General features: G+C 70.1%; 7 protein-coding genes. 5 read left to right on the forward strand and 2 right to left on the reverse strand.

Features of this window, described 5'->3' with window-relative positions:
- The first annotated feature begins 10 nt into the window (after positions 1-10).
- Positions 11-1,042: an alanine racemase gene (locus K7472_RS18155; protein WP_222979263.1), complete on the forward strand. Its 1,032-nt coding sequence runs from the start codon at positions 11-13 to the stop codon at positions 1,040-1,042.
- Positions 1,043-1,153: 111 nt separating this feature from the next.
- Here K7472_RS18155 and K7472_RS18160 read toward each other — a convergent pair whose 3' ends face one another.
- Both K7472_RS18160 and K7472_RS18165 read right to left on the reverse strand, forming a co-directional pair.
- Complete coding sequence (locus tag K7472_RS18160; RefSeq protein ID WP_222979265.1) at positions 1,154-2,629, reverse strand: glycosyltransferase family 87 protein; 1,476 nt, start codon at positions 2,627-2,629, stop codon at positions 1,154-1,156.
- A gap of 133 nt (positions 2,630-2,762) precedes the next feature.
- Positions 2,763-5,516: a transglycosylase domain-containing protein gene (locus K7472_RS18165; RefSeq protein WP_222979267.1), complete on the reverse strand. Its 2,754-nt coding sequence runs from the start codon at positions 5,514-5,516 to the stop codon at positions 2,763-2,765.
- A 484-nt stretch (positions 5,517-6,000) separates the two neighbouring features.
- Between K7472_RS18165 and K7472_RS18170 the strand changes: the two genes are divergently transcribed.
- The 4 genes from K7472_RS18170 to K7472_RS18185 all read left to right on the forward strand — a co-directional run bounded on the left by K7472_RS18170 (position 6,001) and on the right by K7472_RS18185 (position 9,753).
- Complete coding sequence (locus K7472_RS18170; protein WP_222979269.1) at positions 6,001-6,627, forward strand: PadR family transcriptional regulator; 627 nt, start codon at positions 6,001-6,003, stop codon at positions 6,625-6,627.
- A gap of 55 nt (positions 6,628-6,682) precedes the next feature.
- A complete protein-coding gene (locus K7472_RS18175; RefSeq protein WP_222979280.1) occupies positions 6,683-7,765 on the forward strand; it encodes an inositol-3-phosphate synthase in 1,083 nt (360 codons plus the stop codon).
- Positions 7,766-7,843: 78 nt separating this feature from the next.
- Positions 7,844-9,115 (forward strand): MFS transporter, encoded by a 1,272-nt coding sequence (locus K7472_RS18180; protein ID WP_222979281.1) that lies wholly within the window; start codon positions 7,844-7,846, stop codon positions 9,113-9,115.
- A gap of 119 nt (positions 9,116-9,234) precedes the next feature.
- Entirely contained in the window at positions 9,235-9,753 is a 519-nt protein-coding gene (locus K7472_RS18185; protein WP_222979282.1) for an LppU/SCO3897 family protein, read from the forward strand.
- Positions 9,754-9,825 lie beyond the last annotated feature (72 nt).

The raw sequence follows: 9,825 nt of genomic DNA on the forward strand, positions 1-9,825 counted from the left end.
TGACCCGGCCATGGCGCTCACCCTGTACGTCGACACCGCGCGCTGGCGTGCGCACCAGAAGACCGTGGTGGACCAGTTCCCCGACCTGATCCCGGTCTGCAAGGGCAACGGCTACGGCTTCGGCCACGAGCGGCTCGCCGAGGAGGCGACCCGGCTGGGCAGCGACATGCTGGCGGTCGGCACCACCTACGAGGCCGCCCGGATCAAGGACTGGTTCAGCGGCGATCTGCTGGTGCTGACCCCGTACCGGGTCGGCGAGGAGCCGGTGCCGCTGCCGGACCGCGTGGTGCGCTCGGTCTCCTCCGTCGAGGGGGTGCGCGGTCTGGTGGGCGCCCGGGTGGTCATCGAGGTGATGAGCACCATGCGCCGCCACGGCGTGTCGGAGGACGACCTGGTCAAGCTGCACAGCGCGATCGACAACGTGCGGCTGGAGGGCTTCGCCATCCACCTGCCGCTGGACCGCACCGACGGTTCCGACGCGGTGGAGGAGGTCTTCACCTGGATGGAGCGGCTGCGCGCGGCCCGGCTTCCGCTGCACACCATGCTGGTCAGCCACGTGAAGCCGAACGAACTCGCGCAGTTGCGCCAGCAGTTCCCGCAGACCCGCTTCCGCGCCCGCATCGGCACCCGGCTGTGGCTGGGCGACCACCAGGCGACCGAGTACCGCGGTTCCGTGCTGGACGTCACCCGAATCGCCAAGGGCGAGCGCTACGGCTATCGCCAGCAGCGTGCCGCGGGCGACGGTCACCTGGTGGTCGTGGCGGGCGGCACGTCGCACGGCGTGGGCCTGGAGGCGCCCAAGGCGGTGCACGGCGTGATGCCGCGGGCCAAGGGTGTGGCGCGCGCGGGCCTGGCGACGGTGAACCGCAATCTGTCGCCGTTCGTGTGGGCGGGCAAGCAGCGGTGGTTCGCCGAGCCGCCGCACATGCAGGTCTCTCTGCTGTTCCTGCCGGGCGACGTGGCGCCGCCCGCGGTCGGCGACGAACTGGTGGCCCACCTGCGGCACACCACGACGCAGTTCGACCGCGTCCTCGACCGCTGAGCAACGTCGGGACCGGAAACGGGACCGGGAGTCAGAGCGAAGAGGGGCCTGTTTCACGTGAAACACACCGTTTCACGTGAAACAGGCCCCTCTTGGCGTGTGCGGGGTCGTTCAGCTCGACAGGAAGGCCGAGGTCTTCTCCTCGTTCGCCGCTCGCGCCCGGTGGCCCAGCACGAAGACGTCCGGAGCACCGTCCAGCACGCCGCCGGACGGGTCGTCGGAGCCGTCCAGCCGGACCGAGTCGTGCTCCGGCCTGAGCATGTCGCGCAGCACCATCGCGCACAGGTAGGCGGTGCCGAGCAGGTGGACCAGGATGGCGAAGTCGTAGCCGCCCTCGGGCAGCCCCTTCTCGTTGCCTCCGGTGGTGTACGCGAGGTACATCCAGATACCGAGGAAGTAGGCGACCTCGCAGGCCTGCCAGATCAGGAAGTCCCGCCAGCGCGGCCGGGCCAGCGCGGCGAGCGGCACCAGCCAGAGCACGTACTGCGGTGAGTAGACCTTGTTGGTCAGGATGAACGCGGCGATCACCAGGAAGGCGACCTGGACGAAGCGGGGCCGCACCGGCGCGTAGAGGATCGCGGCGGCGAGCCCGACGCACAGCAGCAGCATCAGAGCCGTCGCGTAGGTGTTGGCGCCGTTCAGCGGGTTGCCGGTCTGCTGGGAGATCATCAGCCACACCGAGCCGAAGTCGATGCCGCGGGTGTGGCTGTAGCCGTAGAACTGCTTCCAGCCCTTCCAGGCGAAGGCCATCACCGGCACGTTGACCACCAGCCAGGCGACCACGGCGCCGGCCAGGGCCTTGCCGAACTCCCGCATCCGTCCGGCCCGTAGACAGAGCAACAGCAGCGGGCCCAGCACCAGCGCCGGGTAGAACTTGGCGGCCGTCGCCAGCCCGATCAGCACCCCGGCGGCGACCGGCCGCTCGCGCGCCCACATCAGCATGCCGACCGCGAGCAGGGCGACCGCGAGCAGGTCCCAGTTGATGGTGGCGGTCAGGGCCGCGGCGGGCGCGAGCGCGACCAGCAGGGCGTCCCAGGGGCGGCGGCGGTGCGTGCGGGCCACGGCGACCGCGGTGACGGCGGCGCAGACCAGCAGCATCCCGGCGTTGACCAGCCAGTACACCTGCTCGCGCTGCACCAGGTCGGAGCCGTGCGGGGTGACCCAGGAGGCGACCTCCATGAACAGCCCGGTCAGCACCGGGTACTCCAGGTACCCCATGCCGCCGGAGACGGCGTCCGGGATGTGGTCGAAGTACGGGACCAGGTCGCTGGAGAAGCCGCGGGCGTAGAACAGGTGCGGGATGTCGGAGTAACAGGCGTGCGAGTACTGGGCGTTGGCGCCGAAGAACCAGCCGCTGTCGTAGCACGGCACCTTCTGGACCATGCCGAGGGCGAACATCCCGATGGCGACCAGCACGATGACCCGCACCGGGTTCCACCAGCCGCCGCGTTCGGTGCTGGCGCGCCGACCGAGCCTGCCGCCGATCACTTCGCTGCCCGCGCCGGCCACCGGGTCCTCAGCGGTCGGCGGCACGGTCGCGGGCGCGTCGGGGGCGCCGCTCTCGTCGTTCTCGCGCACGGTCGTCATGGGCCACATCCTGCCTCACGCGGCTCGGCGCCGGGGCCGTCAGGTCCGGACCCGGCGCCGAGCGACGCGGTGGCGACGGCGACGGCCGGTGCAGGACCGGCCGCCGCCGATGGCGTCCCTCGACGGGACCGCGCTAATTGCCTCCGATGAAACCCCCGCCATCGGTCCCGCCGGCACCGCCGTCGGTCGTGCCCGGACCACCCGCCGCACCACCGTCGGTCCCGGCGGTCGTCCCGCCGTTGCCGGTGGTGCCACCGGCGCCGCCGGGACCTCCGGTGGTGTCACCACCCGTGCCGCCTGTGTCGGTGCCACCGTCCTCGCAGCCCCAGAAGCCGCAGGAGGAAGTGGACGGCGACGGGGACGGACGGTGCGACCGGCTGGGCCGGGGGGAGGGGGTGACGGACGGCGTCACCGAGGGGACGGGCGCCGACGGCGAGGGCGACGGGGCCGTGCCGTCGCCGTAGACGACGGTGCCGATCTTCTCTGGCGGGCTGAACTGCTCGACCTGCTGTCCGTCGAGCGCCGCCTTCATGTACGCGGTCCAGATCTGCGTCGGGAAGGAGGCGCCGTAGATCTTGGCGTTGCCGCCGAGGCCGTACATCGGCAGGAACTTCTGCGCCTTGGCCTGGTCGTCCATCCGGTACATGCCGATGGAGGTGGCCAGTTGCGGGGTGTAGCCGGTGAACCAGGCGGACTTGTTGTCGTCCGTGGTGCCGGTCTTGCCCGCCGCCGGGCGGCCCAGAGCCTTGGCCACGGTGCCGGTACCCTCCTCGACGACGCCGCGCAGCACACCGGTCACGTTGTCCGCGACGGCGGGGGTGAAGGCCTTCACCGTTGTCGTCCGGTGCTGGTAGACGGTGCTGCCCTCCTTGATCACCTTGGTCACCGAGTACGGTTCGGCGCGCAGTCCGCCGTCCGCGAAGGTCGCGTAGGCGTCGGCCATCCGGATCGCGCTGGGCGAGGAGGTGCCGATGGAGAAGGACGGGCCGTTGGTGCTGGCCAGGCTGTCACTGGTGACGCCGGCGTCGAGCGCGGCCTGCTTGACCTTGTCGAGGCCCACGTTCATGCCGAGCTGCACGTAGGTGGAGTTGACCGACTCCTCCATCGCCTTCTTCAGGGTGATGGACTTGAACGAGTCGTGGTCGTCGTTCTCCTGGAGCCACTGCCGGCCGTCCTTGTCCTGCCAGACGGACCCGTCGTAGTTGAGGACCTTCCAGTCGTTGACGCCGGGATAGACGCTGCTCGGGGAGACCGGGGTGCGCTGGGAGCCCGACTGGTCGGCCGGGCCATGCGGGTCGCGCACCCCGTCGCGCATGGCCGCCGCCAGCACGAACGGTTTGAACGTCGAGCCGACCTGGGCGCCGGTGTAGTCGGCGTTGTCGGTGAAGTGCTTGAGGTAGTCCTCGCCGCCGTAGATCGCCTTGACCGCGCCGTCGCCCGGCACCACGGAGGCGCCGCCGAACTGCACGTAGGTGTCGGTGCCCGGGCGCAGCTTCGGCTTGATGTTCGCGCTGCGCACCTCGTCGACGGCCTTCTCCATCGCGGCCACATCCTTCTTGTCGAAGGTCGTGTAGATCTGGTAGCCGCCCTTGTCCAGCTGCTGCTTGGTGATCTTGGTGTCCGCCAGGAGGTTGTTGTCCGCGAGGTCGGTGAGGTATCCGATCTGGCCCGCCTTGTCGGTGGACGGCTTGGGCTTGTTCGGCACCGGGAAGGTCCGGTACCGCGCCCGTTCCGCGGGCGTCAGGCTCTTGGTGTCCACCTCGCGGTCCAGGATCCAGCTCCAGCGGTCGCCGGCCCGCTTGAGGTTCTCGGCCGGTGTCGCGCCGGGGCCGACACCGCCGGCCGGGTCGTAGAGGTTGGGGCCGTTGAGCAGCGCGGCCAGGAACGCAGACTGGTCGGGCCTGAGCTGTTCGCAGTTGACCCCGTAGTACGCCTGCGCCGCCGCCTGGATGCCGTATGCGCCACGCCCGTAGTAGCCGGTGTTGAGGTAGCCCGCCAGGATGTCCTGCTTGGAGTCGTTGGCGCCGACCTTGATGGAGATCAGCAGTTCCTTGAGCTTGCGGGTGACCGTCTGGCTCTGGTCCAGGTAGGTGTTCTTGACGTACTGCTGGGTGATGGTGGATCCGCTCTGGGTCTCACCGCCCTGCGCCATCCTCAGCACGGCACGGGCGATGCCCTGCGGGTCGACGCCGTTGTCGTGCCAGAACGAGGCGTTCTCCGCGGAGACCACGGCGTTCTGCATCGAGGTGGGGATCTGGTCCAGCTTGACGGTCTGACGGTTGAGGTCGCCGCCGCCGGAGACCACCATCCGGGTGCCGTCCGCCCAGTAGTAGACGTTCTTCTGGGTCTGCGCGGCGAGGTTGGGGTTGGGGACGCCCACCATCGCGTAGGCGATGCCGACCAGGGCGACCAGGGTGCCGCAGAAGGCGACGCAGATGCCCAGGCTCTGACGCCACGACGGCATCCAGCGGCGCCAGCCGGTCCTGCCCCAGCGGGGGTAGTCGATGAAGCGCCGGGGTCCGGAACCGCCCCGCCCGCGGCCACCGCCCCCACCACCGCCCGTGCGGCCAGGCCCCCCGCGACGACCCGCACCGGCTCCTGCCGCACCGGCCGCCGCCGCGCGCCTGCGGTCGCCGCGCTGGGCGGCCCGTCGCGCCTCCGCCCGGCCCCCGTAGGGCCGCTCCGACGCGTCGCTCGTGGCCGGTGGCTGCGCACGGTTCGCGGCCCTGGACGGGGTGCCGAACGCGTCACCGGTCCCGTACGACCCGCGGCCGGTCGGCGGCCCGGGGTGCCGGGCGGGGGAGGACTCGGACGGCGGCTGGGCTCCGCGCCGGGCGGCGGCGCGTCCGCCGCCGTTCGGCGGCGGCTTTCGGCGGTGCTCGCTCATGCTTGCGGCTACTCCTCGGACAGGCGTTCCCGCCTGTAGGCGGCAGTTGTCTTCCGGTCCCCCCGGACTGCGGCCCCGCCGGGCCGCATGGCGGACCTCGGGAGAACGGCACACGGCGTCGTCGTCACGCGGGGTGACGTACCGGCGCGTGGCGACGACGCGGCACATGGCGACGTCACAGGAATCCCACTGGTCCGCATGGCGAACAGAGTACGCACCGTCAAAACCTGAACTACTTCAACCATCAGCTCATAACGGACAGTTGGTGTCCGATGATCCACGGATGTGACGGCGTTCACCGTGGGGCGCCTTGCGAGATCCACACGGCCGTTCTATCGTCACGATGTATCGACTCGATACATCAGAACGACATAAAGAAACGTCACAGGGATCGGCCCGGGGGACACCCCGCGGGAGAGCGCACAGCGCGGCACAACGAACCGCCCGGCCGCGGGCGGACCGTACGAGAGCCGAGGAGGCGAACATGAGCAGGCGCTCCGGCGTCCTCGAGTTCGCGGTCCTGGGCCTGCTGCGTGAGTCGCCGATGCACGGCTACGAGCTGCGCAAGCGGCTCAACACCTCACTCGGCGTCTTCCGTGCCTTCAGTTACGGGACCCTCTACCCGTGCCTGAAGACGCTGGTCGCCCAGGGCTGGTTGACCGAGGAGGCCGCGCCCGAGGATCCGCTCGCGACCGCCCCGCTGGGCGGGCGCCGGGCGAAGATCGTCTACCGGCTGACCCCGGAGGGCAAGGAGCACTTCGAGGACCTCCTCGCCCAGACCGGCCCTGACGCCTGGGAGGACGAGCAGTTCGGCGTGCGCTTCGCCTTCTTCGGCCACACCGAGCGCGACGTGCGGATGCGGGTCCTCGAAGGCCGCCGCAGCCGTCTTGAGGAACGGCTGGAGAGGATGCGTGCCTCGCTGGCACGCACCCGCGAGCGGCTCGACGACTACACGCTCGAGCTGCAACGGCACGGCATGGAGTCGGTGGAGCGCGAGGTCCGCTGGCTCAACGAGCTGATCGAGACGGAGCGGGCGGGCCGAGGCCGTGCCAAGGGCCGCCCCGCCGAGACAGGTCGCGACGACACGGATCCGTCCGACACCACCAAGTGAGGGCCCCGCACCCGTAGGGCCCGTCGAACAACCGAGTACACAGGGAGCAACCGGAATGGGTTCGGTTCGCGTAGCCATTGTCGGCGTGGGCAACTGCGCCACGTCGCTGGTGCAGGGCGTCGAGTACTACAAGGACGCCGACCCGGACAGCCGCGTGCCGGGCCTGATGCACGTGCAGTTCGGCGACTACCACGTGCGTGACGTGGAGTTCGTGGCGGCCTTCGACGTCGACGCGAAGAAGGTCGGCCTGGACCTCGCGGACGCCATCGGCGCCAGCGAGAACAACACCATCAAGATCTGCGACGTCCCGCAGACCGGTGTCACCGTCCAACGCGGCCACACCCTCGACGGCCTGGGCAAGTACTACCGCGAGACCATCGAGGAGTCCCCCGAGGCCCCGGTCGACGTGGTGAAGGTCCTCAAGGACCAGCAGGTCGACGTCCTGGTCTGCTACCTGCCGGTGGGCTCCGAGGAGGCCGCCAAGTTCTACGCGCAGTGCGCCATCGACGCCAAGGTCGCGTTCGTCAACGCCCTGCCGGTCTTCATCGCCGGCACCAAGGAGTGGACGGACAAGTTCACCGAGGCCGGTGTGCCGATCGTCGGTGACGACATCAAGTCCCAGGTCGGCGCCACCATCACGCACCGCGTGCTGGCGAAGCTCTTCGAGGACCGCGGCGTGGTCCTGGAGCGCACCATGCAGCTGAACGTCGGCGGCAACATGGACTTCAAGAACATGCTCGAGCGCGAGCGCCTGGAGTCCAAGAAGATCTCCAAGACGCAGGCCGTCACCTCGCAGATCCCCGACCGCGATCTGGGCGCCAAGAACGTCCACATCGGTCCGTCGGACTACGTGGCCTGGCTGGACGACCGCAAGTGGGCGTACGTGCGCCTCGAGGGCCGTGCCTTCGGCGACGTCCCGCTGAACCTGGAGTACAAGCTGGAGGTCTGGGACTCCCCGAACTCCGCCGGCGTCATCATCGACGCGCTGCGCGCCGCGAAGATCGCCAAGGACCGTGGCATCGGCGGCCCGATCCTGTCGGCGTCCTCGTACTTCATGAAGTCGCCGCCGGTCCAGTACTTCGACGACGAGGCCCGCAACAACGTCGAGAAGTTCATCAAGGGCGAGGTCGAGCGCTGACGACCGCGTCGGTGGTTTGATCGCCGAGGTCCCCGGGCAATCCGCCCGGGGACCTCGTGTTTGTGTGAGGCTGTGCGCATGGCCGTCGTAGGGGATCTCCGCGTACTGCTGCGGTTCCGCGACTTCCGGCGGCTGCTCGTCGTCCGGCTGCTGTCGCAACTGTCGGACGGCGTCTACCAGGTGGCTCTCGCCACGTACGTCGTCTTCACCCCGGAGAAGCAGGCCTCCGCCGGCTCCATCGCCGCCGCTCTCGCGGTGCTGCTGCTGCCCTACTCGCTGCTCGGCCCGTTCACCGGTGTCCTGCTCGACCGCTGGCGACGCAGGCAGGTGCTGCTCTACTGCAACCTGCTGCGCGCGGTGCTCGCGGCCGGTACCGCCGCGCTGGTGCTGGCCCGGGTGCCGGACTGGCTCTTCTACCTCTCCGCCCTGTCCGTCACCGCTGTCAACCGCTTCGTCCTGTCCGGCCTGTCGGCCGCGCTGCCCCGGGTGGTCGACGGCGAACGCCTGGTCGTCGCCAACTCCCTGTCCCCCACGGCCGGAACGATCGCGGCCACGGTCGGGGGCGGTGCGGCGTTCATCGTGCACCTGGGAATGAGCCCGGGGACCGGCTCCGACGCCGTGGTGGTCGCGCTCGGCGCCGTGCTCTACCTGTGCGCCGGGCTGTCCGCCCGGACCATGGGGCCCGACCGCCTCGGGCCCGACCCCGGAGTGCTCCAGCCACGAATATGGGCCGCGGTGGCGAGTACGGTGCGCGGTTTGGGGGCCGGGCTGCGGCATCTGGCCGGACGGCGGCCCGCGGTCCGCGCCCTCGCCGGGATGACCGCGCTGCGCTTCTGTTACGGGGCGCTGACCGTCACGCTGCTCACGCTCTGCCGCTACTCCTGGGCCGCGCCGAACGACACTTCCGGGGGGCTGGCGCTGCTGGGGCTGGCCGTCGGGCTGTCGGGGGCCGGGTTCTTCGTCGCCGCAGTCGTCACACCGTGGGGGACCGGCCGCTTCGGCACCTCGGGCTGGATCGTGGTGTGCGCGGCCGCGTCCACCGTTCTGGAACCCGCGCTCGGCCTGCCGTTCTCCCCTGCGCCGATGCTGGCGGCCGCGTTCGTCCTGGGCATCACCACGCAGGGCGCGAAGATCGCCACCGACACCGTGGTGCAGACCCACGTCGACGACGCCTACCGTGGCCGGGTCTTCTCGCTCTACGACGTCCTGTTCAACGTCGCGTACGTCGGCTCGGCCGCGGTAGCCGCTGGTGTGCTGCCTCATGACGGCCGCTCAGCAGCGCTGATCATCACGATCGCAGTGATCTATGGGGCGACTGCGGCCGGAATGGCCTGGTTCAACGGTAGTTGACGGTCACATCAAGGCCACAGTCCGCCAATCGATTACGGCTGCCCGTTCGAGAAGCATTACCGTACGGACGGGCTGGATCCAGCCACGCCAAAACTCTTGCCACACCTAGGGGGAACCCTGTGACCACTCCGCCGCCGCAGGGAGCAAATCCATACGCCCAGCCGCCGCAGCAGGGCGCCTATCCGCCGCCTCCGCAGCCCGGGGCGTACCCGCCGCCGCAGGGCCAGTTCCCGCAGCAGGGCGGCTTCCCGCAGCAGCCCGCGCCCGGCTACCCGACGACTCCGGGCGCCTTCCCGCCGCCGGCCCCGGCACCCAAGAAGCGAATAGGCCGACTCGGCATCCGGCTCATCATCGTGGCCGTCCTTCTGGTCATCGGCGGCGGCATCGCCTACTTCAACCACGACGACTCGCAGACGCTGAAGGCCGGCGACTGCGCCAAGAACTCGGGCAGCGACAGCAACCCGAAGCTGGACAAGCTCGCCTGCTCCGACAGCAACGCAACGTACAAGGTGCTCAAGAAGGTCTCCGGAAGCGACGACCCCGAGACCGCCTGCGCGGGCGTGGCCGGGACGGACACCGGCTTCTACGAGACAGAGAACGGCAGCTCGTTCGTCCTCTGCCTCGCACACAACCACTGACCTGACGCTCTGACGCCTGCGGCGGGGGGGTGGTTTATGGGAAAAACCACCCCCCCCCCCCCGCCCCCCCCC

This window comes from Streptantibioticus parmotrematis (assembly GCF_019890615.1).
Taxonomy (GTDB): Bacteria; Actinomycetota; Actinomycetes; order Streptomycetales; family Streptomycetaceae; genus Streptantibioticus_D; species Streptantibioticus_D parmotrematis.

Excerpts from the sequence above, each read along its gene's own strand:
- K7472_RS18155 (WP_222979263.1), top strand. The coding sequence starts at position 11 with ATGGCGCTCACCCTGTACGTCGACACCGCGCGCTGGCGTGCGCACCAG.
- K7472_RS18160 (WP_222979265.1), bottom strand. The coding sequence starts at position 2,629 with ATGACGACCGTGCGCGAGAACGACGAGAGCGGCGCCCCCGACGCGCCC.
- K7472_RS18165 (WP_222979267.1), bottom strand. The coding sequence starts at position 5,516 with ATGAGCGAGCACCGCCGAAAGCCGCCGCCGAACGGCGGCGGACGCGCC.
- K7472_RS18170 (WP_222979269.1), top strand. The coding sequence starts at position 6,001 with ATGAGCAGGCGCTCCGGCGTCCTCGAGTTCGCGGTCCTGGGCCTGCTG.
- K7472_RS18175 (WP_222979280.1), top strand. The coding sequence starts at position 6,683 with ATGGGTTCGGTTCGCGTAGCCATTGTCGGCGTGGGCAACTGCGCCACG.
- K7472_RS18180 (WP_222979281.1), top strand. The coding sequence starts at position 7,844 with ATGGCCGTCGTAGGGGATCTCCGCGTACTGCTGCGGTTCCGCGACTTC.